At 72.8% G+C, this 25,003-nt stretch carries 14 protein-coding genes and 1 pseudogene; 10 read left to right on the plus strand and 5 right to left on the minus strand.

What is annotated here, in order from left to right; translation table 11 throughout:
* Positions 1 to 141: 141 nt before the first annotated feature.
* Positions 142 to 327 (plus strand): hypothetical protein, encoded by a 186-nt coding sequence (locus Q5762_RS13520; protein ID WP_315892286.1) that lies wholly within the window; start codon positions 142 to 144, stop codon positions 325 to 327.
* Positions 328 to 452: 125 nt separating this feature from the next.
* On the opposite strand, the gene Q5762_RS13525 is transcribed toward Q5762_RS13520, so the two are convergent.
* Complete coding sequence (locus Q5762_RS13525) at positions 453 to 1,148, minus strand: LPXTG cell wall anchor domain-containing protein (protein ID WP_315892287.1); 696 nt, start codon at positions 1,146 to 1,148, stop codon at positions 453 to 455.
* A 716-nt stretch (positions 1,149 to 1,864) separates the two neighbouring features.
* Between Q5762_RS13525 and Q5762_RS13530 the strand changes: the two genes are divergently transcribed.
* The gene (locus Q5762_RS13530; protein ID WP_315892288.1) at positions 1,865 to 8,134 is read left to right on the plus strand and encodes a DNRLRE domain-containing protein; all 6,270 of its coding nucleotides are present in this window, start codon (positions 1,865 to 1,867) and stop codon (positions 8,132 to 8,134) included.
* 115 nt (positions 8,135 to 8,249) lie between these two features.
* Positions 8,250 to 8,819 carry a hypothetical protein gene (locus Q5762_RS13535; RefSeq protein WP_315892289.1) on the plus strand — a complete coding sequence of 190 codons (570 nt, stop codon included), beginning with the start codon at positions 8,250 to 8,252 and terminating at the stop codon, positions 8,817 to 8,819.
* A gap of 104 nt (positions 8,820 to 8,923) precedes the next feature.
* On the opposite strand, the gene prfB is transcribed toward Q5762_RS13535, so the two are convergent.
* The 3 genes from prfB to Q5762_RS13550 form a co-directional block, all read right to left on the minus strand.
* Positions 8,924 to 10,027, minus strand: a complete 1,104-nt coding sequence (gene prfB / locus Q5762_RS13540; RefSeq protein WP_315892290.1) for a peptide chain release factor 2 — start codon at positions 10,025 to 10,027, stop codon at positions 8,924 to 8,926.
* Between the two features lie 78 nt (positions 10,028 to 10,105).
* Complete coding sequence (locus Q5762_RS13545) at positions 10,106 to 11,368, minus strand: serine/threonine-protein kinase (protein WP_315892291.1); 1,263 nt, start codon at positions 11,366 to 11,368, stop codon at positions 10,106 to 10,108.
* 106 nt (positions 11,369 to 11,474) lie between these two features.
* Positions 11,475 to 13,145, minus strand: a complete 1,671-nt coding sequence (locus Q5762_RS13550) for a serine/threonine-protein kinase (RefSeq protein WP_315892292.1) — start codon at positions 13,143 to 13,145, stop codon at positions 11,475 to 11,477.
* A 429-nt stretch (positions 13,146 to 13,574) separates the two neighbouring features.
* Here Q5762_RS13550 and Q5762_RS13555 point away from each other — a divergent pair, with 429 nt between their 5' ends.
* The 4 genes from Q5762_RS13555 to Q5762_RS13570 all read left to right on the plus strand — a co-directional run bounded on the left by Q5762_RS13555 (position 13,575) and on the right by Q5762_RS13570 (position 21,053).
* Entirely contained in the window at positions 13,575 to 17,216 is a 3,642-nt protein-coding gene (locus Q5762_RS13555) for an FHA domain-containing protein (protein WP_315892293.1), read from the plus strand.
* Positions 17,217 to 17,360: 144 nt separating this feature from the next.
* Entirely contained in the window at positions 17,361 to 18,731 is a 1,371-nt protein-coding gene (locus tag Q5762_RS13560) for an ABC transporter substrate-binding protein (protein WP_315892294.1), read from the plus strand.
* A 4-nt stretch (positions 18,732 to 18,735) separates the two neighbouring features.
* Positions 18,736 to 20,070 (plus strand): sugar ABC transporter permease, encoded by a 1,335-nt coding sequence (locus Q5762_RS13565; RefSeq protein WP_315892295.1) that lies wholly within the window; start codon positions 18,736 to 18,738, stop codon positions 20,068 to 20,070.
* Between the two features lie 179 nt (positions 20,071 to 20,249).
* Positions 20,250 to 21,053 carry a carbohydrate ABC transporter permease gene (locus Q5762_RS13570; protein WP_315892334.1) on the plus strand — a complete coding sequence of 268 codons (804 nt, stop codon included), beginning with the start codon at positions 20,250 to 20,252 and terminating at the stop codon, positions 21,051 to 21,053.
* A 43-nt stretch (positions 21,054 to 21,096) separates the two neighbouring features.
* Here the strand turns inward: Q5762_RS13570 and Q5762_RS13575 are convergent, their stop codons facing one another.
* Complete coding sequence (locus Q5762_RS13575) at positions 21,097 to 21,702, minus strand: TetR/AcrR family transcriptional regulator (protein ID WP_315892296.1); 606 nt, start codon at positions 21,700 to 21,702, stop codon at positions 21,097 to 21,099.
* Between the two features lie 167 nt (positions 21,703 to 21,869).
* Here Q5762_RS13575 and Q5762_RS13580 point away from each other — a divergent pair.
* The 3 genes and pseudogenes from Q5762_RS13580 (at position 21,870) to Q5762_RS13590 (ending at position 24,994) form a co-directional block, all read left to right on the plus strand.
* A pseudogene (locus Q5762_RS13580) lies at positions 21,870 to 22,782 on the plus strand (ABC transporter permease).
* A complete protein-coding gene (locus tag Q5762_RS13585) occupies positions 22,775 to 23,590 on the plus strand; it encodes an ABC transporter ATP-binding protein (protein ID WP_315892297.1) in 816 nt (271 codons plus the stop codon). The pseudogene Q5762_RS13580 and the gene Q5762_RS13585 overlap by 8 nt, the downstream one beginning before the upstream one ends.
* 45 nt (positions 23,591 to 23,635) lie before the next feature.
* Entirely contained in the window at positions 23,636 to 24,994 is a 1,359-nt protein-coding gene (locus Q5762_RS13590; protein WP_399495081.1) for a glycosyltransferase 87 family protein, read from the plus strand.
* The last annotated feature ends 9 nt before the right edge of the window (positions 24,995 to 25,003 follow it).

A 25,003-nucleotide genomic window follows, 5' to 3' on the forward strand; every position in this document is an offset into this window, starting at 1 on the left:
ACTGCGATCCTGGTGTCATCGGACGGGGCGCGCCGAAACGCCCCGGAGCTGGCACAGTGGTAGGGGGAACGCTCGGGTGCCACCGGGCGTTGTCCTTGGTGTGAGCCCCGTGTGGACCCCTGTGCGGGAGGAGGAGAGCGCATGACGTATGACCGACTGGTGTGCGCCAACTGCGCGGCCCCCGTCGCGGAGGGCCGCTGCCCCGTCTGCCGCGCGAACCGGGAACGACTGGGCCCGTCGACGGGCCTGACGCCGGCGATGGTGCTGGCGCTGGTCATCGCCCTGGTGGCGATGACGGCACTGCTCGTGGCTCTGCAGACCGCGTAGGACCCGCGTAGCGCTCCGCATACGAGCCGGAACGGAAGAGAGGGCCGGGGGACGCCCCCGGCCCTCTCTGTCGGCCGGGGGCGTGCCCCCGGCCTTTTCAGTCGCGCTGTGCGCTACCGCTCAGCTCAGACGGCGGCACGCCCGCCGCCGGCCAGACGCGGCAGCATCCGGAAGCCGATGCCACCGGCGATCATGGTGGCGGCGCCGATGATCAGGAACGAGGTCTCGGCGGCGCCGGTCTCGGCCAGCTCCTCCTTGGCCTTGCCCTGCTCGACCGGCTGGGAGCCGGCGTTGTCGGTGTCGGGGTTGTTGCTCACGCACTCGGCGCCGTCGACATCGACGATGCAGGTACCGGCGTCGTCACCGTCACCGGAGTCGCCCGGCGCGGTCGGCGAGGGCGTCTCACCCGGCGTCGTCGGGGTCGTGGTGGGCGGCGTGGTCGGGTTCGTCGTCGGGTCCGTGGTGGGATCCGTCGTCGGGTCCGTGGTCGGGTCCGTCGTCGGGTCCGTGGTGGGATCCGTCGTCGGGTCCGTGGTCGGGTCCGTGGTGGGGTCCGTCGTCGGGTCGGTCGTCGGGTCCGTGGTGGGATCCGTCGTCGGGTCGGTCGTCGGGTCCGTGGTCGGGTCCGTCGTCGGGTCCGTCTCGCAACCGGGCTCGCCCGGGATGCAGGTCGGGTCCGCGATCGGCAGGTCGGCCTCGATGCCGATGTTGATGTCGACACCCACGGCCGAAGCCGCACCCGCCGCGGTGAGCGACGCACCGGCCGCGATCACCGCGCCGGCCGCTATACGCGCTACACGGATCCGCGTCTTCTTGGTCATCTGGCTGCTACCCCCAGTAGCTATCTCGTCATTGGAGCAGCGCTCGGGGGCCTTCGGGCACCGGGAACGGCGTGTCACTCAGCCAGCCCCCGTTCACACACGCCCCAGAGATACGCATGCCGCGTGCCACCCTTCCGAGTTTCCGCATACGCGTCAAGGTCGTTGCGCGTGCGATGCCCGAAAGATCACTACTTGCCCGCCATGCGGGGATGCAACTGTGACGTAAACGTGGAACTACCAGCCCTCCAAGGCCAGTTCCCATGTCGACAAAGCGTCAGGAACGCCCCCTTCCCCCTTGCGCCCGCGAATCCCTCCGCCCGCTCCGGCCGCCCGCTCCGACGGGCGCGAGCCCGGACGACGGAGAGTCAGGCGGCGTCGGTACGACAGCCCTTCACGCCTCGGCCCGCAGCGGCCGGCATGTCTGGAATCGCCGCTCTTCAGGCTCGTTCGCCGTTTCTCCGCCCGGTTGGAGCGACTCCGTCCGGTACGCGACGGGGCAAGGCTCAGCTCTTCCTCAAATCTGGACTTGGACCTTTGACCATGGTCATGTCCATGCGGCAGTCTCCCTGCCGCAGCGGTCTCGCGCCCGGCTGTCATCCATCGTTCGTGAAGGAACATGCAGGCCGCTGCGGTGCCAGAGGGTGCGCGAGGGGTGCTGACAGCCCTGCGAGGGAGAAACGTTGAAGCACGATTCGCCTTCGGAAAGATCAGGCTCCATGCCGGGTCGATCCCCCTGGGACGGGGCAAGCGTCGCCATGCAGCGTCGTCGCCGCATGCTGCCGACGGTGGCCGTCACCGTCGTCGCGGCGCTGGGCATCGAGGCCGCGCTCACCGTGGCCGACACCGGACAGGCCGTCGCCATGACCCGCCCGTCCTCCGCCGCCGAGCAGGCCGCCAAGCCGCCGGTCCAGTACGCCAAGGAGGCCGAGGACCTCGCCTCGGCGCAGGTCGCCGCGAAGCTCTCCGGCCGCCGGGTCGAGGCGCTGTCCGAGCGCACCGAGACCACGTCCAGCTACGCCAACCCCGACGGCACCGTGACCGTCGAGGCGGCCAGCGGCCCCATACGGTTCCGGGGCGCCGACGGCGAGTGGCAGAACGTCGACGTCGACCTGGTCAAGAAGTCCGACGGCACGGTGGGCACCCGCTCCCACCCGCTCGGTCTCAAGCTCGCCGGGCGCACCCCGGCCGCCGCCAAGGCGAAGATCCAGGCCGCCCGCTCCGAGGCCGGTGACCCGAAGACCCCCTCGGTCCCGCTGGTCACCCTCGGCGACGCCAAGGGTCGCGGCATGACCGTGTCCTGGCGCGGCGCGCTCCCCGAACCCACCCTCTCGGGCACCACCGCGCGCTACGCCGACGCGCTGCCGGCCACCGACCTCATCGTCGAGTCGACGCGTACCGGCTTCGAGCAGTTCCTGGAGCTCAAGAGCCGCGAGGCGGTCGCCGCCAACGACTCGGTCACGCTCTCGCTGGAGGCCAAGGGCCTCAAGGCCCGTGCGAACGCCGACCGTTCGGTGTCGTTCCTCGACGCCAAGACCGGCAAGCAGGTCGGCCTGCTGCCCGCCCCCGTCATGTGGGACGCCCGCGTCGACAAGAAGTCCGGCGACAACACCCACCGCGCCGACGTGGGCCTGAAGGTCACGCAGACCGGTGACCGGGTCGACCTGACCCTGACGCCCGACGCGAAGTTCCTGGCCGACCCGGAGACCGTCTTCCCGGTCACCGTCGACCCGGCCGTCAACCTCGGCACCAGCTTCGACACCTTCGTCCAGGAGGGCTACGGCACCGACCAGTCGGCCGCCACCGAGCTGAAGCTCGGCAACAACGGCTCCGGTCAGAAGGCCCGCTCCTTCCTCTCCTTCCCGATGGCCAAAATCACGGGCAAGGTCATCCAGTCCGCCAAGCTGAACCTGTGGGCCACCCACTCCTGGTCCTGCACGGCCAAGTCGTGGGAGGTGTGGACGACCAGCGCGGCGAGCACCGCCAGCCGCTGGACCGCCCAGCCCACCTGGTCCACCAAACAGGCCACCAGCACACAGACCAAGGGCTTCTCCTCCGCCTGCGCCGACGGCTGGGTCAACGCCGACGTGACCTCGATGGCGCAGAGCTGGGCCAACAACGGCAACGGCAGCAACCACCTCGGCATCCGGGCCACCGACGAGACCGACCCGTACGGCTGGAAGCGTTTCAACTCCGGAAACGCCGCCTCCAACACCCCGTACATGTCGGTCACGTACAACACCAAGCCCGGTGCGGCCACCCCGATCTCCCCGCTGAGCGGCTCGGCCACCAACGACACCACGCCGACCATCACCGGCAAGGCCACCGACGCCGACGGCAACACCGTCCAGCTCAGCTACGAGATCTGGGCCTCCGACGGCACCGCCGCGCTGCAGAGCGGCAAGTCCGCCTTCGTGGGTTCCGGCGCCAACGCCCCCTGGACGCCCACCAGCGCGCTCGCCCCGGGCGCCTACAAGTGGCGCGCCGCGGTCTACGACGGCTCGGTGTGGAACGGCACCTGGTCGGCCTGGCAGAACTTCACCGTCGACACCACCGCCCCGGGCACCACGGGGATCGGCTCGACGGACTTCCCCGCCAACGTCTGGTCCGGCACCCCCGACCAGGACGGCAACTTCTCCGGCGCCTTCACCTTCACGCCGCCCACGAGCGACGTGAAGAACATCCAGTACGCCCTCGACGGCGGCGCCTGGACGACCACCGCCACCACCGGCGCCCCGGTCACCGCGACGCTGACCTTCCCCGCGGGCCAGCACACCCTGTCGGTCCGCACGCTGGACGCGGCGGGCAACACCTCGGCCGCCACGGACCACGTCTTCTACGCCGGTTCGGCCGCCGCCCTGATCACCCCGGGCGACGGTGAGCGCTCGGCCCGCCGGGTCGGTCTTTCGGCGCAGGCCAAGGACACGTACACCGGTGTGACGTACCAGTACCGGCGCGGCGAGACCGACACCTGGAAGGACGTCCCGGTCGCCCATGTGACCAAGGCGTCCGACGGGTCCGCCGTCTCCGCCTGGCCGGTGGCCTCCCCCGGCGGCATCCCCGCCGGTCTGACCTGGAGCATCACCGAGACCCTCACGACCGACGGCCCCGTCGAGGTCCGCGCCGCGTTCACGAACGGCACCTCGACGGCGTACTCCCCGGCCAACACGGTCACCGTCGACCGGAACGCGGGCACCGCCCCGTCGGCCGAGGCCGGCCCGGGCTCGGTCAACCTGCTCACCGGCAACTTCGCGCTGGGGGCCACCGACGCCTCGCTGTTCGGCGTCTCGGTGAGCCGTACCGCCGAGTCCCGCCCGGCCGCCGCCCCCGAGGCGGACGGCCAGGCTCCGATCTTCGGCGGTGAGTGGAGCGCCAACACCGTCGCCGAGGTCACCAAGTCCGAGTGGGCCTACCTCAAGCAGTCCTCCGCCACCTCGGTCGTCGTGGTGGACAACGAGGGCGGCGAGACCGGCTTCACCGCCACCACCGGCGGCGGCTGGGAGGCCGAGCCCGGCTCCGAGGAGCTGACCCTCACCGGCTCGCTGACCGGCACGTTCACCCTCAAGGACACCGAGGGTGCCGCCACCGTCTTCACCAAGCCCGGTACCGGGGCGAGCGCGTGGCAGGTCTCCAGCACCACTCTCAACGGTCTGTCGAACACCACCACCTCGGTGGTCTCCGAGACCGTCACCGAGGGCGGCAAGACGCTGGCCCGCCCGAAGCGGATCGTCGCCCCGACCTCGGCCGTGGCCGCCGACACCTGTGCCGCCACGCCGTCCACCAAGGGCTGCCGCGTCCTGGAGTTCGTGTACGCCACCTCCACCACCGCCACCGGCTGGTCCAGCGGCGCCGAGTTCGGCGACTTCACCGGCCGGGTGAAGGAGATCCGGGCCTGGTCCACCGAGCCGGGCGCCGCCGCGGCCACCTCCAAGGCCGTCGCCACCTACCGCTACGACCTGGGCGGCAAGCTGCGCCAGCAGTGGAACCCCACGCTGTCGCAGGCCACCCAGACCCAGTACTCGTACGACAGCGCGGGCCGCGTCACCTGGCTGCAGGAGAAGTCGCTGCTCGGCTGGGACTTCGACTACGGCAAGGCGGGCAACTCCGCCACCGCCGGCGAGGGCATGCTGCTCAAGGTCCGTCGCAAGGGCCTGAAGCAGGGCACCCGTGACGTCGTCGAGGGCGAGGGTGCCATCAGCGTCGTCTACGACGTGCCGCTGACCGGCACGGCCGCGCCGTACAAGATGGGCGCCGCGGACGTGCAGGCGTGGGGCCAGCAGGACGCCCCCACCGACGCGACCGCGGTCTTCCCCGAGGACTCCGTACCGTCCGCCCACGCGGGCACCGGCCTCGCCGCCGACGCCTACAAGCGGGCGCGGATCACCTACGTCAACGCCTCGGGCCGCCAGGTCAACACCGCCTCCCCCGGCGGGCACATCTCCACCACCGAGTACGACCGCTTCGGCAACGTCGTCCGCGAGCTGACCGCCGGCAACCGGGCCACCGCCCTGGGTCTCTCCCCCGCCGACAACGCCACCCTGGCCGACCTCGGCATCAGCGGCATGACGACCGCCGAGCGGGCCGAACTGCTCTCGGCGCGGACGCACTACGACGAGAACGGCACCCGGGAGCTGGAGAGCCTCGGTCCGCTGCACCGGATCACGCTCACCAGCGACCTGAAGTCCGGTTCCACCACCCTCCTGCCGTCCGGTGCCTCGGCGCCGGCCCGCTCCTGGATCGTCAACGAGTACGACGGTGGCCGGCCCACCGACGGCACGGCGACCGTCCAGGACCAGCTGACGAAGATCAGCACGGGTGCCCAGGTGCTCCAGCACCCGACGGTCCAGGCCGACCCGCGGGTCGTCCAGACCGTCTACGACTGGGTCAAGGGCGTTCCGCTCCGGTCCGTCGAGGACCCGGCGGGCAAGGCCATCACCAGCGTCGTCGAGCGCGACGCGCAGGGCCGGATCGTCAAGGAGAGCCGCCCCGGCTCCACCGGGACCGACGCCGCCACCCGGATCACCACCTACTGGTCCGCGACCGGCACCGGCACCTGCCAGGGCCGCCCCGAGTGGGCCGACCTGCTCTGCTCCACCGGACCCGCGGGCGCCATCACCGGCGGCGGCTCCAACCCGGGCCAGCTGCCCGTCACCACCACCGAGTACAACTGGTGGGGCAACCCGGCCAAGGTGACCGAGACCGCCAACGGCGTGACCCGGACCACCACCACCGACTCCGACGGCTCGGGTCGCATCGTCAAGTCCGTGATGACCGGCGGCACCGGCCAGGCGGTCCCCGAGACCACCACCGAGTACGACGGTGAGACGGGTCTGGTCGTCAAGACCAGTTCGCCGACCGGCGGCACCATCTACAAGGGCTACGACAAGCTCGGCCGCCTCGTCTCGTACGTGGACGCCGACGGCGGCGAGACCAAGACCGAGTACGACCTGCTCGGCCGCCCGGTGAAGGTCACCGACGGCACGGGCACGACCACCGGCTACGTCTACGACCTCAACGCCGATCCCCGCGGCATACCGACCTCCACCACGGACTCGGTGGCCGGCACGTTCGCCGCCACGTACGACGCCGACGGCGAGCTCGCCAGCCAGAAGCTGCCCGGCGGATACACCATGACGCAGCGTCAGGACCCGACCGGGTCCACGCTGACGCGGACCTACACCCGTGACAGCGACTCCCTGCTGGTCTACTCGGACACCGTCACGGAGTCCGCGCACGGCCAGGTCGTCAACCACTCCGGCTGGTCGGTCCAGAACTACCGGTACGACCAGGCGGGCCGCCTGACCGATGTGGCGGACACCGTCGGCGGCGTCTGCACCACCCGTGCGTACGCCTTCGACAACCGGGGCAACCGCACGAGCCTGACGACGGCCACGGGCGCCGAGGAAGCCGCCTGCCCCACCACCGGCGGCACCACCACGACGCACAGCTACGACAGCGCCGACCGGCTCGTCGACAGCGGTTACGTCTACGACGCCTTCGGCCGCACCACCGCCCTGCCGGGCACCAGCCTCGGCTACTACGCCAACGACCTGATGCACCAGCAGACGGCCGGCGGCAAGCGGCAGACCTGGCAGCTCGACGCCGTCCAGCGCGTCCGCTCCTGGACGGTCGAGGAGGACCTGGCCGGCACCTGGACCCAGCAGCAGTCGAAGATCAACCACTACGGTGACGACTCCGACGTGCCGCGCTGGATCACCGAGGACCAGGCGACCGGCGAGGTCACCCGCAACGTGACCACCGCCGACGGCGACCTCGGGGCGACCACCAGCGCCCAGGGCGACGTCGTGCTCCAGCTGAACAACATCCACGGTGACGTGGCCCTCCAGCTCCCGCTGGACCCGGAGGCGGCGCCGCTGGTGCTCGACAACGACGAGTACGGCAACGCGCGCGCCGGATCGCCCGGCACCCGCTACAGCTGGCTCGGCGGCAAGCAGCGCTCCGGCGAGACCCTCACCGGCCTCATGCTGATGGGCTCGCGGCTCTACAACCCGGGCACCGGGCGCTTCCTCCAGCCGGACCCGGTCTACGGCGGCAACGAGAACGCGTACGCCTACCCGGGCGACCCGATCAACTCCTCCGACCTGGACGGCCACAAGAAGAAGCCGCGCAAGTGCGGCTGGATCTGCGAGCTCGCCTTCGAGGCGCTCGACTTCGCGGTCGGCAAGATCCTCTGCAAGGGCGCGGGCCTCGGCGCGGTCGCCTGCTCGGGCGCCGTGGGCGGTGTGGTCGCCGTCGCGAAGTACGCCTACCAGTGCTACAAGCGGTGCTGGTCGACGTCCACGGCCGCGAAGAAGTTCCTGCGCGGCTTCATCAGCGGCGCGGGGGTCGAATACGGTATGCAGACCATCCGGCGCAGGTGGGGCCGGCAGATCCGGCGGGCTGTCGGCCGGCTGCGCAGGCCGATCGTCAGGTACCTGGGTGCCAGGTACTGGGTCTGGGTACGGCGGGCGCTGGACGCGGCCCTGTAGCCGTCCACGACCGCATCGACGGATGACCATGTCCGACGGATGACCATGGGGGTCCCCCGCACCGCGGGGGACCCCTGTCCGCTCCCCGGAGCGGTGTTGATATACGGAGCATGTGATGAGGATGTTTCTGCTGGTGGCCGGGCGCTCGCTGCTGTACGCGCTGCCCTACGGGCTGATCGCGACGGTGCTGGTGGTCACCCAGATGGAATGGACCGGGCAGGCGCCGGAGCGCGAGACGGCCGAGGCCGTCGAGGTCACGCTCCTGGTGGCCGGGATCCTGACCGTCGGGATCCTGCTCGGCTCGCTGTGCCTGGGCGTCGAGCACCTGGTCAAGCTGCGCAAGGCCGGTGTCCCGCTGACCCCGGCCGAGGCCACGGTGCCCTACCGGCTCGCGTTCACCCTGCCGGTCCCGCCCGAGGAGGCGCTGCGGCTCGCCCGCGGCGCGGCCCGGAACCTGGAGGAGGACGCCAAGGTGGTCGCGTACGAACCGGCCGAGGGCCGCCTGAAGGCCGTCTGGCACCCCGCCCACCGGGACCTGGTGCTCACCGTCCAGGTCGCCGCGGACCCGGCCGGATCGGCCGTCACGGTCGCGAGCCGGCCGCGGTTCCGGCTGACTCCCTTCGACGCGGGCCAGGGCCGGGCCGGCGTGCGGGAGGTGGCGGTCCGCATGGGCGCGAGCCTGTGACCGGTCCACCGCCACGACCGAGCGCACCGTCCACCGAACGCCGTCGGGCCCCCGCGTGATCGCGGGGGCCCGACGGCGTTGGTGCTGCTGGGTGCTGCTGGGTGCTACTTCTCCGTCTGCTTGCGCCAGCGGATGCCGGCCTCCAGGAAGCCGTCGATCTCGCCGTCGAGGACCGACTGCGGGTTGCCGACCTCGAAGTCCGTACGGAGGTCCTTGACCATCTGGTACGGGTGCAGGACGTACGAGCGCATCTGGTTGCCCCAGGAGCTGCCGCTGTCCTTCAGGGCGTCCATCCTGGCGCGCTCCTCCTGGCGCTGGCGCTCGAGGAGCTTGGCCTGGAGGACGTTCATGGCGCTCGCCTTGTTCTGGATCTGGGAGCGCTCGTTCTGACAGGAGACGACGATGCCGGTCGGGAGGTGCGTGATGCGCACCGCGGAGTCCGTCGTGTTGACGCCCTGACCGCCGGGGCCGGACGCGCGGTAGACGTCCACGCGCAGCTCGGACTCGTCGATCTCGACGTGGTCGGAGGACTCGACGACCGGCAGGATCTCGACGCCGGCGAACGACGTCTGGCGGCGGCCCTGGTTGTCGAACGGGGAGATACGGACCAGGCGGTGCGTGCCCTGCTCGACGGAGAGCGTGCCGTACGCGTAGGGGGCCTTGACCACGAAGGTGGTCGACTTGATGCCGGCCTCTTCCGCGTACGAGGTCTCGTAGACCTCGGTGCCGTAGCCGTGCCGCTCGGCCCAGCGCAGGTACATGCGCTGGAGCTGCTCCGCGAAGTCGGCGGCGTCGACGCCGCCCGCCTCGGCGCGGATGTTGACCAGCGCCTCGCGCTCGTCGTACTCGCCGGACAGGAGCGTACGGACTTCCATCTCGTCCAGCGCCTTGCGGACCGAGACGAGCTCGGTCTCCGCCTCGACGCGGGTGTCCGGGTCGTCCATCTCCTCGGCGAGCTCGAAGAGCACCCCGAGGTCGTCGATCCGGCCACGCAGGGCCTCGGCCTTGCGGACCTCGGCCTGGAGGTGCGAAAGCTTGCTGGTGATCTTCTGCGCCGCCTCCGGGTCGTCCCAGAGGGACGGGGCCGCGGCCTGCTCTTCGAGCACGGCGATGTCGGCCCTCAGCTTTTCGAGGTCCAGGACGGCCTCGATCGACCCCATGGTCGAGGAGAGGGACTTCAGCTCTTCGGATACATCGACGACTGCCACGCGTCCAGCGTAACGGCTCGCCGCGAATGCGAGTCCCTCGCACACCTCGCCTTGAGGCGCGGGTGGCCTCTGCGGCCGCTACGGCTGCGTCGACGTCTTCGAGTCCTGCGGCGGTACGTCCGACTCCTCCGCCGTCGCCAGGTAGCCGCCGACTCCCAGCGCGGCCGCGACCAGGACCGCCGCGACCGAGAGGGTGATCCGGCGCTTGCGGACCTGCTCCGCCTTGTGCCGGGCCGAGCCCGGGCGGCGGGCGCCCGACGGGCGGGGGGCGCGGGCCGTGCCGAGGGGGCCGCCCGCGAGCTCGTCCGGGGCGGGGACGCGCATCGAGGTGTGGGTGTCCCGGTTGGAGTCCGGGGACGCGCCGGGGACCAGCGGCACCGCGGCCCGGCGCGGGGCGCCCGCACCGGCGCCGGAATCGGCACCCGTACGCCCGCCCGTCGCGTACGGGTCCTCCTCACGCGGCTCCTGGGCCTGCTGCTCCGCGTCGTCCGGCTCGTCCACGTCCAGCGGCGGCATCCCCGCCAGCAGCGGCAGGCACTCCCGTAGCCGGGTCGCGAGCTCCGAGGCGCGCAGCCGGGAGGCCGGGGCCTTGGCCAGGCACTGGACGATCAGCTGCCACAGCTCCTCGGGGATGCCCGGCAGCGGAACGACCGTCTCCGTGACGTGGCGGCGCAGCACCGCGCCCGGGTGGCCGCCGCCGAAGGGCGTGAAGCCGGCCAGGAGCTCGTACAGGACGGTCGCGAGGGCGTAGATGTCGACGGCGGCGCGCGGCGGCAGGCCCTCGACGATCTCCGGGGCGAGGTAGTCCGGCGTGCCGATGATCCGGGTCGCCTTGGTGCGGCCCGGGGTGTCGATGAGCTTGGCGACGCCGAAGTCGGTGAGGAGCGCCGGGTGCGCGCCGCCGGGGCCGAGCGGGCCCTCCATGTCGAGCAGGATGTTCTCGGGCTTCACGTCCCGGTGGACGACTCCGGCCCGGTGCGCGGCGGCGAGCCCGTCGGCGACGTCGGCGATGATCGCGACGGCCGCCTCGGGGGCGAGCCGGCGCTCGCGGTCGAGCCGGGTGCGCAGGTCGGTGCCGCGGACCAGGTCCATGACGAGCGCGAGGTCGTTGCCGTCGACGACGAGGTCGCGGACGGCGACCACCCGCGGGTGGTCGAGACCGAGCAGGGCGGTGCGTTCCTGGACGAAGCGGCCGACGAGCTCCTGGTCCGAGGCCAGGTCCTCGCGCAGCAGCTTGATGGCGACGGGGCCCTCGGGACCCTCACCGAGCCACACCGTGCCGGCGCTGCCCCGGCCGAGGATCTGGTGGGCCGTGTAGCGGCTGCCGATATTGCGTGCCAAGACTGCTCCCTCAGCGGCTGGCGGACGCGTCAAAGTTACGCGTCCGCAGCCGCTGGTCGTCACTTCCGAAGCGAAATCACCCTCGGAAGTCGATAAATCGGCAGTACTACTGCCCCGTACCGCCGGTAGTAGTACCAGTCTCCGAGTTCGTCAGCTCGGAGACCCAGTCGGTGAAGGTCGAGATCCCGTCACCGATGGCCTGCCAGTAGCTCTTGCCCTCGGCGATCCAGCTCTGGAGCGGGGTCAGCTCCCAGATGAGCCAGCCCGCGACCACGAACAGCACGATCGAGAACAGACAGCCCTTCAGGCAGCCGAGCCCCGGGATCCGCATCGGGTTGGCGCCGCGCTGGCGCGGCGGACGCGGCTCGCGGGGAGCCGGCGGCTGCGGGGCGGGCTGCTGCGGCGGGTTGTACGCCTGCGGGGGCGGCGCGTACTGCTGCGGCTGGTGCTGGGGCGCGTACTGCTGCGGCGGAGGCTGCTGCTGGTACCGGGGCTGCTGCTGAGGCTGCTGGTACTGCTGCGGCTGATGCTGCGGCGGTCGCTGCTGGTGCTGCGGAGGCTGCGGCTGGCGCTGCGGACGGCGGCGCAGCGGGTCCTCGCTCGGGTCGAGGTACTGGATCTGCGTCTGCTCGTTGCGGTCGCGGGCGGCGGCCAGCTGGCTCTGCCAGGGGTGCGGCTGCTCCTCGTTCCCCGCGACGTGCGGCGGCTGCGGCGGTACGGGCGGCAGGACGGCGGTCGGATCGGCGCCCGCCGGGCCGCTGGTCGGCATGACGCTCGTCGCCGCGGCGGGGTCGTACTGCCCGGCGTTGCTCGGCAGCACCTGGGTCGGGTCGGCAGCGCCGGGGGTCTGCGGGACCGGCGCGGGCGCCGGGTCGGGGGCGAGCAGCGCGCCGACGCCGTCGGCGGCCTCGATCTGCGCGGGCGTGGAGTGCACGCCGATGCCGGCGGCGACCGTACGCAGCCCACGGGCCAGGTTCTCGGCGCTGGGCCGCCGGTCGGGGTCCTTGCTCAGGCAGCGCTCTATGACCGTCCACAGCGGGCCGGGCACGGTCGAGGGGCGCCGCGGCTCCTCGCTGAGGTGCCGGTGCAGCACTTCGAGGGCGGTGCCGCCGGCGAACGGGGGACGGCCGGTGACCAGCTCGTAGAGCAGGATGCCGGCGCCGTAGATGTCGACGGCGGAGGTCTGCGGGCGGCCCTCGGCGGACTCGGGCGCGACGTACGCGGGCGTGCCGACGAACTCGTGCGTACGGGTCAGGCCAGGGGAGTCGGCGAGCCGCGCGATGCCGAAGTCGGTCAGCATCGGGTGCATCTGGCCGTCCTGCTCGGCGAGCAGCACGTTGGCGGGCTTGAGGTCGCGGTGGACGACGCCGTCGGCGTGGCTGGCGGCCAGCGCGTCGGCGATCTGCGCGGTGAGGAGCGCGGCGGCGACCGGGGTGAGCGGGCCGCTCTCGCGGATGTACCGGTGCAGGTCCGGGCCCTCGACGAGGTCCATGACCAGGGCCAGGACATCACCCTCGACGACCAGGTCGCGGGTGCGCACGATGTTCGGGTGGGTGAGCCGGAGGAGCACGGACCGCTCGCGCAGGAAGCGCATCACGATGTCCGCGTCGTTGGCCAGCTCCTCCTTGAGGACCTTGATCGCCACGGTCTCGCCGGGCTGGCCCTGGACCGCCGCCTCGGAGCCGGCCGCCTCACGCTGGCGGGCTCGCCAGACGGTGCCCGTGGCGCCGCGGCCGAGCGGCTCCTCGAGCAGGTACTTGCTGCCGATTGGCCGCACGTCACGCGCTCCCTGCTGATCGTGGTCCTGGGTTTCCCGGGGTTCCTGTCGTCTTTTGTGACCCGCCCGGGTGTCCGACCCACTTTAGTGCCGCCGAACAGGTCAACGGTCGACCACAGGACGGCTGATTCCGTCAGCCCACTTGTCCGAAAACAAGACGCGTGTGGGGTACCGGTGGTTGCCACCGACGTCGGAACACGTACTCAACCAGGCACTTTTAGGTCCACAGCCGACCATTCAAGATCACTTGGAGGCGACCCGCGGGCGGGTTGTCAGTGGCAGGTGCGAGGATGCACACAGCACGTCGCGTCGGGGTCGGGAGCCCCGCGCCGTGCCGACCTGTACCGGACGACGCGTCCGTGCCGGGTGGGGGGAGGCACCGGGCGGTTCCCCTGCCGGGCACACGCGCAGAAGGGACCGCTGACGGCGATGCAGATCCGGCTGACCGTCCTCGCGCCGCATGCCGGCCACGGCGCTGGGCGCGCCTGCGACGTGCTTCTCACCGCCCCGGCCGGGACGGCCCTGGCCGCCGTCGCCTCCGGTCTGGCCGCGGCCGTCTCCGGCCCCGACACGTCCCTGTCCGGTTCCACCGTGCTGTACGCGGGCCGGGAGCGGCTCGACGCGCGCCGCTGCTCGCTCGGCGAGCCCCCGCTGGTCGACGGCGCGATCCTCACCCTGCACGGACCCGGCGAGGACGAGCTCCCGGGCGAGGACCCCTCGGCCCGGCTGCACGTGGTCGCGGGGCCGGACGCCGGCGGGGTGCACCTGCTGCACCCGGGCCCGATCAGAATCGGTCGCTCGCTGGACGCGGACGTGCCGCTCGACGACCCGGACGTGTCCCGGGTGCACTGCACGGTCACGGTCGGGGACGACGGCCGGGTCACGGTCGCGGACCTCGGCTCCACGAACGGCACGACGCTGGACGGCACGCCGGTCGGCGACCGGCCCGTCCCACTGGCGCCCGGCGCCCTGCTGCGCCTCGGCGAGTCCGCCCTCCGCCTGACGGGCCCGGAGGACGGCGGCCCGGACGCCCTGCCGACGGCCCCGGACGGCGAGGGCCACCTCCGGGTGGAGCTCGCGACCGGTCCTGACGCGGGGGCGGACACGGGTACGGGGGCAGGCACTGCCCTGGACGGCGACAGCCCGTACGGGCGGGGCCCGCAGGACGCGGCCCACGACGGCTCGCCCACGCACGCGCGCGTGGCCGACCTGACGGACTCGGGCACGCACGGCGAGGGTTCGGGCGAGGCGCACAGCAGGATCCGGCCGGCCGAGCGCCAGGCAGCCCAGGGGCCGCGCGGCAGGCGCGGGATAGGAGCGTGGGCCCGCCGCTTCGCCGGCGCCCGGGAGGACGTGCGGGACCCGGGCCTCGGCGGCGGCGGTACGGACACGAATGCCCGGGGGCACGGCGGCCACCCGGCCGCCGGTCCCGCCGCGCCGACCGCCGCGACCTGGCCCGACCCGGCCGCCGTGCTACTCACGGCGCTCGGCCCCGGCCCCCGGCTCTGGGAGCGCGGGGCGGATCATCCCGAGGCCCTCGTCGTCCGGCTCGGCACGACCGACCGGGCCGAGCTGTCCGGGGTGCCCGTCACCGTCGGGCTGCGCGAGGCAGGGTCGCTCGGGCTCGCGGGCCCCGGCGCACGCCTTGCCGGTCTGGCGCGCTCCGTGGTGGCCCAGCTCGCCGCCCTGCACTCCCCCTCCGACCTGGAGATCGTGCTGATCAGCGCGGACCGCGGGCGTTCCCTGGAGGAGCGGCGGCGGGCCTGGGGCTGGCTCGGCTGGCTCCCGCACCTGCGCCCGGCGCACGGCCAGGACTGCCGGCTGCTCCTCGCGTACGACCGCGATCAGGCCCATGCCCGTACGGCGGAGCTCACCCGGCGGCTCGACGACGGGCCGCTCGGGCCCTGCTGGCCGAGCGCCGACCGCGCGACCGTCGCGGAGGCCGCGGCGCGGTACGAAGGGCCGGTCACGGTCGTGATCGTGGACGGCGATCCCGGTTCGGCGGCGCTGCGCGAGACCACCGCGCGGCTGGCCGGAGCGGGGGCGGCCGCCGGCATCCACCTGCTCTGCCTGGCCGAGGCGCCGGCCGCGTCCCCGGTCTCGCCGGTCGCGGCGACGTACGAGAGCGCCTGCGCGGCCTCGCTCGCCTTCCGCGAGTGCGGGGCGGTCGCCCTGCTGAGCGGCGACGTGGCGACGGCGCTGCGGCTGCTGCGTACGGCGGGCGGCCGGGCCGCGGGGCACGGGACCGTCGGTGTGGTGGACGCGGTGTCGGTGGCCTGGGCGGAGCGTTTCGGCCGGGCGCTCGCCCCGCTGCGTACGGACGCGCCCGCCGCGCGGGGACGGACGGCCGCGACGGCGCTGCCCCGGTCGGCGCGACTGCTCGACGAGCTCGGTCTGGCCCGGGCCACGCCCGCCTCGCTGCTGGCGCGGTGGGCGGCGGCCGGGGACGGCACGGCCGTCCTGGGCGCCGGGCCGCGCGGGCCGGTCGCCGTCGACCTGACGGAGGAAGGGCCCCATCTGCTGATCGAGGGGCCCGCGGGCAGCGGGCGCACGGAGCTGCTGCGCTCGATCGCGGCCTCCCTGGCGGCCGGTGGGCGCCCGGACCGGCTGGGGCTGCTCCTGGTGGACGGCACGGGCGGTGAGCGCGGCGAGGGGCTCGCGGCGTGTACGGAGCTGCCGCACGTCACCGAGCACCTGGTGGCCTCCGACCCGGTACGGATGCGGGAGTTCGCGCAGGCGCTGGGCGCGGAGCTGAAGCGCCGGGCGGAGATCCTGGGCGACGGGCACTTCGCGGACCGCCAGGCCGCGGCGCGCATGATCGGCCAGCGCCCGCCGAGCGCGGCGGAGTCCGTCCCCCCGGGCGCCCGCGCGACGGCCCGGATCCCCGACGCCCGCACGGGCGAACCGTCCGACCGCCAGAGCGGCCGCACCCTCCGCACGGGCGACGGCCTCGTCGGCGACCGCCCGGGCGGCCCCGAAGACCGCCCGCTCCGCTCCGGCACGGGCGCCGACGACCTCACGTACGGCCCGAGCGGCCGCACCGCGCGCACGGCCGACGGCTCGGCCGGCGACGGCCGGAGCACCCGCACGGGCGCCGAGGACCTCACCTACCTCCCGAGCGGCCGCACCGCGCGCGGCGGCGCGGATGCCGGCATGACCGGGCGTACGGGCGCCGACGACGTGACGCACCAGCCCAGTGGCCGAACGCCCCGCACGGGCGACGGCTCTGGCGGTCGATCCGCCCGCCCGGGCGGGGACGACCTCACGTACCTCCCCAGCGCACGGACGCACCGCACCGACGTCGGCGACCTCGCCGACCACCCCAGCGGGCGCGTTCAGCGGCTCGGCGGTGCCGAGGATCTCGTGGAGCGGGGCTCCGGGCGGGTGACGCGGTCCGGCGGTGAGCCGGACGCGCCGCGAACGCCGGACCCGCACCGGACGGCGGAGGCGCACCGGACTCCCGACGGCCACCGCACAGCGGACGGCCGGCGAGCCTCCGACGCCCGCACCTGGGCCGATGCCCGGGACGAGGCGGCCGCGTTGCCCCGGCTCGTCGTGCTGGTCGACGACTACGACGCGCTCGTCGCGCCCGCGCTCGGCTCCCCCGGGCGGCCCGCCGCAGGGTCCGTCGTACGGGCCCTGGAAGCCGTCGCGCGCGGCGGCGCGCGGCTCGGGGTGCACCTGGTCGCGACCTCCGCGCGCCCCGACCGCACGGCGGACACCGAGCTGGCCCACGGCGCCCGGCTGCGCATCGTGCTCGACGCGCCCCCCGTCGCGGCCGGTCCCGACGACCCCGCGCCCGGCCGCGGCCGGCTCGGGCACCCGGACGGGCGGGTCACGCCGTTCCAGGCCGGCCGGGTCACCGGCCGCATCCCGCGCACGGCGACGCTCCGGCCGACCGTCGTGCCGCTGGAGTGGGAGCGGATGGGCGACCCGCCCACCCGCAGACCCGTCCGCGAGCTCGGCAACGGCCCGACCGACCTGGCGCTCCTCGCCAGCGCGCTCGACCGTGCCGCCCGCTCCCTCGACGCCACCCCGATCTCCCCCCTCACCCCCGCGACCCGCACCTGACAGCTCGCCCCAAGGCCTGACACCACGTCACGAGCCCATCACGATCCCCCAGTTGACACGGAAGGCGGTATTGCGGGGCCGGAGCCCCGGGCGTAGACCTGAGCGCACGGGACACGCACCGCGCACAGGAGAGACGGGGCAGAAATGCGTACAACTCTTCGTACACGCAGAGCCGCACGGACCACCGCCACGGTCACCGCACTCACCCTCGGCCTCGCCCTCGCGGGCTGCGGCGGCGGGGACAAGGACACCGGCACGAAGGAGCCCGGCCCGCCGGCGAGCTCCGCGAGCGCCCTCACCCTGCCCGACCTCAAGGGCCAGAAGATCGAGGTCGCCGCCGTCTGGACCGGCCCGGAGCAGGAGAACTTCACCAAGGTCCTGGAGGAGTTCGAGAAGCGCACCGGCGCCACCGTCACCTTCGTGCCCGCCCAGGACCCGATCGTGAACTTCCTCGGCACGAAGATCGCCGGCGGCTCCCCGCCCGACATCGCGATGCTCCCCCAGGTCGGCGCGATCCAGCAGGCCGCCGCCCAGAAGTGGCTCAAGCCGGTCGGCCCCGAGACCGAGGCGCAGCTCGCCAAGAACTACTCCCAGGGCTGGCGGGACCTCGGCGCGGTCGACGGCAAGCAGTACGGCGTGTACTTCAAGGCCGCCAACAAGTCCCTGATCTGGTACAACAACGCGGCCTTCGAGAACGCGGGCGCCACCGAGCCGAAGACCTGGAAGGAGTTCCTGGCGACCGCCGAGACGATCTCCGCCTCCGGCGTCACCCCGGTCTCCGTCGGCGGCGCGGACGGCTGGACGCTGACCGACTGGTTCGAGAACATCTACCTCTCCCAGGCGGGCCCGGAGAAGTACGACCAGCTGGCCAAGCACCAGATCCCGTGGACCGACGCGTCCGTCAAGCAGGCCCTCACCACCCTCGCCGAGCTGTTCGGCAAGCCGGAGCTGATCGCGGGCGGCGCGGACGGCGCGCTGCAGACGGAGTTCCCGGTCTCGGTCACCCAGACCTTCACCGGCGGCGACCAGCCCAAGGGCGCGATGGTCTTCGAGGGCGACTTCTCGGCCATCAACATCGCGCAGACCAGCGCGAAGATCGGTACGGACGCGAAGGTGTTCCCGTTCCCGGCGGTGGGCGCGGCCTCCCCGGTCGTCACGGCGGGCGACGCGGCGGTGGCCCTGAAGGACACCAAGGGCGCCCAGGCCCTGCTGACCTTCCTCGCCTCCCCCGACGCGGCCGCGATCTGGGCGGGCGCGGGCGGCTTCCTCTCCCCCAACAAGAACCTGGACCTGACCGCGTACCCGAACGACGTCCAGCGCGAGATCGCCAAGGCGCTCCTGGAGTCCGGGGACGACTTCCGCTTCGACATGTCGGACCAGATGCCGCAGTCCTTCGGCGGCACGCCCGGCAAGGGCGAGTGGAAGGCGCTCCAGGACTTCCTGAAGAACCCGAAGGACATCGCGGGGACCCAGGCACGCCTGGAGGCCGACGCGGCCAAGGCGTACAAGAGCTGACGCCGTGGCGACCGCTCCGAAGGTCACTCGCGGGGGCCCTTCCAGGGTCACCGGAAGGCGCAAAACGGTGGCGGCGGGGTTCCTCCTCCCCGCCCTGGTCCTGCTCGGCGCGCTCGTGGTCTACCCCATCGGGTACTCCGTCCAGCGTTCGTTCTTCGACAAGTCCGGGGACTCCTTCGCGGGCCTCGACAACTACATCGCCCTCTTCACGGACGACACGATCCTCACCGCCGTCCGCAACAACGCGGTCTGGGCGGTGGTCGCCCCGGCCGTCGCGACCGCTCTCGGCCTGATCTTCGCGGTGCTCACCGAACGGGTGCGCTGGGGTACGGCGTTCAAGCTGATCGTCTTCATGCCCATGGCGATCTCGATGCTGGCGGCCGGGATCATCTTCCGGCTGGTGTACGAGCAGGATCCGGACCGCGGTGTGGCCAACGCGGTCTGGGTCGGCGTCCACGACACCTTCGCCGAGTCCTCCGGCTTCCCCCGGGCGCGCCCGCTGCCGGTCCACCCGCTGGAGGCGGCGGGCGGCGGTGCGTACGTCACGAAGACCCCGGTCCGTACGGGAGAGGCGGCCCGGCTCCCGCTGATCGGCGTACCGCCCGCGCAGATGCCGAAGGACGCCCGGCCCGCGAACGAGCCGGCGGCGGCGTCCGGGGAGGGCGGCGGGATCACCGGTACGGCCTGGCTGGACTTCACCCGGGGCGGCGGCGGGAGACCGAACGCCGTCGACCCCAAGGAGGTCGGCCTCAAGGGGCTGCGGATCGAGGCGGTGAAGGACGGCACGGTGGTGGCCACGACACGGGCGGCGGCCGACGGCTCGTTCACCCTCCCGGCCGCCGCCGACGGCGCCCTGCTGCGGCTGCCCGCGAGCAACTTCCGCGAGCAGTACAACGGGGTCGAGTGGCTGGGCCCCTCGCTCGTCACTCCGGCGATCATCGGCAGTTACGTGTGGATGTGGGCCGGGTTCGCGATGGTCCTGATCGCGGCCGGCCTGGCGAGCGTGCCACGGGAGCTGATGGAGGCGGCCCGGGTCGACGGGGCGAACGAGTGGCAGGTGTTCCGCCGGATCACCGTCCCGCTCCTGGCGCCGGTGCTCGCCGTCGTCCTGGTGACCCTGATGATCAATGTGCTCAAGGTCTTCGACCTGGTCTTCATCATCGCGCCGGGTTCGGCGCAGGACGACGCGAACGTGCTCGCGCTCCAGTTGTACCGCTCGTCGTTCGGGACGGACGCGGATCTCGGGGTGGGCTCCGCCATCGCCGTGGTGCTGCTTCTGCTGGTGATCCCGGTGATGGCGTTCAACATCCGCCGGATGCGAAGGGAGGCCCGCGGATGACAGCCGCTGACTTCGGACCCGCCGCACGACCGGACGTACCACCCGGCGGGTCGCCCACCGGGCAGCCGGCCGGGTCACCCGCCGATCCGCCGGCCGGGCGACCGGCCGCGCAGCCGGCCGCCGCACGGCCGCCCACCGGGCTCGGCTCCCGGCTTGCCGCCCGTGCCGCCGGGGGTGGGATGCGGGTCTTCCTCGTCCTCGTCGGCCTCTTCTGGCTGATGCCGACGGTCGGGCTGCTGCTCTCCTCCCTCCGCAGCCCCACGGACATCAGCGAGAGCGGCTGGTGGCAGGTCTTCACCTCGCCCGCCCAGCTGACCGTCGAGAACTACTCCGCGATCCTCTCCAACGAGACCATCACCGGCTCTCTCTTCTCCACCATCCTCATCACCGTCCCGGCCACACTCCTGGTCCTCGTCATCGGCTCCCTGGCCGGATACGCCTTCGCCTGGCTGGACTTCCCCGGCCGCGACTGGTGGTTCCTGGTGGTCGTGGGGCTGCTGGTGGTCCCGGTGCAGGTCGCGCTCATTCCGGTGTCGAAACTGTTCGGGACGATCGGCATCTTCGAGACGACGCTCGGGGTCGTGCTCTTCCACACCGCCTTCGGGCTGCCCTTCGCGATCTTCCTGCTACGGAACTTCTTCGCGGAGATCCCCAAGGAGCTGCTTGAGGCGGCCCGGCTCGACGGGGCGGGCGAGATCCGGCTCTTCACCCGGGTCGTCATGCCGCTCGGCGGACCGGCGATCGCCTCGCTCGGCATCTTCCAGTTCCTGTGGGTGTGGAACGACATGCTGGTCGCGCTGATCTTCGCGGACTCGGAGTCGCCGCCGATCACGGTGGCGCTGCAGCAGCAGGTCCGGCAGTTCGGGAACAACATCGACGTGCTCGCGCCCGGCGCGTTCCTGTCGATGCTGATCCCGCTGGTGGTCTTCTTCGCCTTCCAGCGGCAGTTCGTCTCGGGGGTGATGGCGGGCGCGGTGAAGTAGCCGTACCGGCGCGGTGAAGTAGCCGTACCGGGGCGGTGGGGGGCTACGCCTTGAGCGCCGCCACCGCCGAGCGGGCGAGGTCGTCCACGTACCCCTTCGGCAGCTCGCCGCGCACCACCACGAGCCGCCAGTAGAGCGGGCCCACGACCAGGTCGAGGGCGCGGTCCGGGTCCGCGCCCTCCGCGAGTTCGCCGCGCTCCACCGCCTCGCGGACGATCCGTGCCACGACGCCCTGCTGGCCGTCGAGCAGCGCGGCCTTGATCGCCTGGGCGATCTCCGGCTGCCGGGCGGCCTCCACCAGCAGGTCCGGGATGACCTGGGAGGCCACCGGGTGGCGCAGGGCGTGCGAGGCGACTTCGAGGAGCGCGCGGACGTCCCCGTACAGCGAACCGGTCGCCGGCGCCGGCAGCCCCTGCGCGGCGAAGGCGCCGAGCAGGTCGAGGACGAGCGAGAGCTTGGACTTCCAGCGGCGGTAGACGGCGGTCTTGCCGACCCCCGCGCGGCGCGCGATGCCCTCGATGGACATCCGGGCGAAGCCGACCGCGGCCAGCTCCTCGAAGACGGCGGCGCGGATGGCCTCGGTCACGTCCTCCCGGAGCACGGCGGCTCCCGCGGGGGCGCGGCGGGGGGTTCCGGGAGGTGGCGTCATGAGCGGATCCTAGCCAACCGCCGTCTGGACGTCACGACGAAACGGTTGCGTTGCGACGTACGACCGCCCTACTCTCACCGTAGCGACGATACGGACCCGTTCCGTCGTCGACGCATCCCTGCAAGCACCCTCGCACGCTCCCCCGCACCCTCGTCGAAAGCGACCTCGTGACGACCGAGACACTCACGAAACCCGCCCCCGGGGCCGCCACGAAAGCCCCGGAGGACCTGCGCGCGCTCGCCCTGCGCCACGGCCTGTCGGTGAGCGGCGCCCGCCCGGGCCTCCCCGCGTACGTCCGACAGCTCTGGTCCCGCCGCGCCTTCATCGCCACCTTCGCGACCGCCCGGCTCACGGCCCAGTACAGCAACGCGAAGCTCGGCCAGCTCTGGCAGCTGATGACCCCGCTGCTCAACGCGGCGGTCTACTACCTGATCTTCGGCGTCCTGATGAACGTCCAGGAGGGCATCCCGGACTACGTCCCGTTCCTGATCACCGGCGTCTTCGTCTGGACCTTCACCTCCCAGTCGATCATGACCGGCACCCGCGCCATCAGCGGAAACCTCGGACTCGTCCGCGCCCTGCACTTCCCGCGCGCGAGCCTCCCGCTCGCCCTGGCGCTGCAACAGCTCCAGCAGCTGATGCTCTCGCTCGCCGCGCTGGCCGGGATCCTGTTCTGCTTCGGCGAGTTCCCCCGCCCGAGCTGGCTGCTCGCCGTCCCCGCACTGCTCCTCCAGGCGCTCTTCAACGCGGGCGTCGCGCTCGTCGTGGCCCGGCTGGCCGCCCGTACACCGGACATCGCCCAGCTGATGCCCTTCCTGCTGCGGACCTGGATGTACGCCTCCGGAGTCATGTGGTCCCTCCAGCACCTGGCGGAGAGCGGCCGGCTGCCGGACACGGGCCCTCCAGGCCAACCCGGCGAGCGTCTACATCGACCTCATGCGCTTCGCCCTGATCGAGAGCTTCACCGCCGGCCGGCTGCCGCCCCACGTCTGGGCGCTCGCCGCCGGCTGGGCGCTGGTGGCCTTCGTGGGCGGGTTCATCTACTTCTGGAAGGCAGAGGAGACGTACGGCCGTGGCTGAACAGAGCACCCTGACCCGCGCCGCCGAACCGGCGGGCGAACGGACCCCCACCGTCGTCGCCGACGGCGTCCACATCACGTACACGGTCAACGGCGGCCGCACCGGCAAGGGCAGCGCCACCGCCGCGCTCAACCGGATCTTCGCCCGCCGTGCCGGCCGCGCCGCGCCCGGCGCCCGTAAGGTCCACGCGGTCAAGGGCGTCAGCTTCGCCGCGTACCGGGGTGAGGCGATCGGCCTGATCGGTTCGAACGGCTCGGGAAAGTCCACGCTCCTGAAGGCCGTGGCCGGCCTGCTGCCCGTCGACCAGGGCCGGATCTACACCCGGGGCCAGCCCTCCCTGCTCGGCGTGAACGCGGCGCTGATGAACGATCTGACCGGCGAGCGGAACGTGATCCTCGGCGGGCTCGCGATGGGCATGACGCGCGGCGAGATCGACGCGCGCTACGACGACATCGTGGACTTCTCCGGGATCAACGAGAAGGGCGACTTCATCTCGCTGCCGATGCGGACGTACTCCTCCGGCATGGGCGCCCGCCTCCGTTTCTCCATCGCGGCGGCCAAGAGCCACGACGTCCTGCTGATCGACGAGGCGCTGTCGACGGGCGACGCCCGCTTCCGCCGCCGCAGCCAGGAGCGGATCGACGAGCTGCGGGCGGAGGCGGGCACGGTCTTCCTCGTGTCGCACTCCAACTCCACCATCACCCAGACCTGCGACCGGGCGCTGTGGCTGGAGGCGGGCACGCTGCGGATGGACGGTCCGGCGAAGGAGGTGGTGGCGGCGTACGAGGCGTTCACCAAGAAGGCCTGACAAAAGATCCGAAATACCACCAAACCGCAATAGAGTGCGGTTTCGATGACGACGCATCGCGACCGCACCCCTCAGCCGCAGCCCGACCCGGACGCCGACCCAGGAGCCGACCCGGGAGCCGCGGGCGCCCCCGGCACGTCCGCCTGCGCCCCCGCGCCCCCCAGCCTCACGGGCTCGCCCTTCGAATCGGACACCTTCACCTCCGCGACCTTCGTCAACGTCGGCCGCGGCCCCGCCCTCGCCCTCACCGTCGTCTGGGCCGTCACCCGCGCGGGCATGCTGCTGCTCCTGCTGCGCGACAGCCTGGGCGTCGGCGGCGTCGGCCGCGAGGTGTACGTGCTCTACCAGCTCTGGTACCGCCAGTTCGCCCAGGGCACCTTCCCCGTGGACGACGTCACCTGGCAGTACCCGCCCGGCGCCGGCCTGGTGATCATGTCGCCCGGGGTGCTGCCCTGGCTCACGTACTTCCAGGCCTTCGTCGCCCTCACCCTCCTCGCCGACGCCGCCGTCGCCCTGGCCCTCGCCCGCGCCGACAGCGACCGCGTCACGCACGGCGCCTGGGTCTGGGTCGCCGGACTCCCCCTCCTCCTGCACATCCCGCTCGCCCGGTACGACGTCCAGGTCACCGCCCTCGCCGTGCTCGGCCTGCTCGCCGTGACCTCCCGCCGGGCCGCCGGACACCTGATCGGCGGCGCCCTCGCCGGGCTCGGCGCGCTCGTCAAGGTGTGGCCGGTGCTCACCCTGATCGGCACGCCCCGGGGCCGTACCACCCGCGACGCCTGGATCGCCGCCGCCACCACCGTCGCCGCGCTCCTCGCGATCCTCGCGCTCTGCTTCTCGAACTCGCTCGGCTTCCTGCGCCAGCAGGGCAGCCGGGGCATCCAGATCGAGTCCCTGGGCGGCACCGTGCTCTCGCTCGCGCGGGCGGCCGACCTCTGGCCGGGCACGGTCCAGTTCCGCTACGGCGCCTACGAGTACGTCGGCCCGTACGTCTCCAGCGTCGGCCGGCTGGCCCTGCTCCTGACCGCCCTCGCCTTCGTCTGGCTGCTGATCTGGAGGCTGCGGGCCCGCACCTGGACCGAGGCGACCCCGCTGGACGCGGCCTTCGCCGCCGTACTGCTCTTCACCGTCACCAGCCGGGTGATCAGCCCGCAGTACATGATCTGGCTGCTGGGCCTCGCCGCCGTCTGTCTGACCTCACGCAGGACCGTGATGCGCCCGGTCGCCCTGCTGATCCTGCCGGCCGCCGCGCTGAGCTCGCTGGCGTACCCGGTCCTCTACGACGAGGTGGTGGCCGGCACCTGGCAGGGCGTGACGGTCATGGCGGTCCGCAACACCCTGCTGCTCGCGGCGGCCCTGCTCGCGGCGCGCCGCCTGTGGACGGCGACGGCGACGAAGGCGTAAAGGAGTGGG

The sequence above is a fragment of the Streptomyces sp. P9(2023) genome (assembly GCF_032436795.1).
Classification (GTDB): Bacteria; Actinomycetota; Actinomycetes; order Streptomycetales; family Streptomycetaceae; genus Streptomyces.

Excerpts from the sequence above, each read along its gene's own strand:
- Q5762_RS13520 (WP_315892286.1), top strand. The coding sequence starts at position 142 with ATGACGTATGACCGACTGGTGTGCGCCAACTGCGCGGCCCCCGTCGCG.
- Q5762_RS13525 (WP_315892287.1), bottom strand. The coding sequence starts at position 1,148 with ATGACCAAGAAGACGCGGATCCGTGTAGCGCGTATAGCGGCCGGCGCG.
- Q5762_RS13530 (WP_315892288.1), top strand. The coding sequence starts at position 1,865 with ATGCCGGGTCGATCCCCCTGGGACGGGGCAAGCGTCGCCATGCAGCGT.
- Q5762_RS13535 (WP_315892289.1), top strand. The coding sequence starts at position 8,250 with ATGAGGATGTTTCTGCTGGTGGCCGGGCGCTCGCTGCTGTACGCGCTG.
- Q5762_RS13555 (WP_315892293.1), top strand. The coding sequence starts at position 13,575 with ATGCAGATCCGGCTGACCGTCCTCGCGCCGCATGCCGGCCACGGCGCT.
- Q5762_RS13560 (WP_315892294.1), top strand. The coding sequence starts at position 17,361 with ATGCGTACAACTCTTCGTACACGCAGAGCCGCACGGACCACCGCCACG.
- Q5762_RS13570 (WP_315892334.1), top strand. The coding sequence starts at position 20,250 with ATGCGGGTCTTCCTCGTCCTCGTCGGCCTCTTCTGGCTGATGCCGACG.
- Q5762_RS13575 (WP_315892296.1), bottom strand. The coding sequence starts at position 21,702 with ATGACGCCACCTCCCGGAACCCCCCGCCGCGCCCCCGCGGGAGCCGCC.
- Q5762_RS13590 (WP_399495081.1), top strand. The coding sequence starts at position 23,636 with ATGACGACGCATCGCGACCGCACCCCTCAGCCGCAGCCCGACCCGGAC.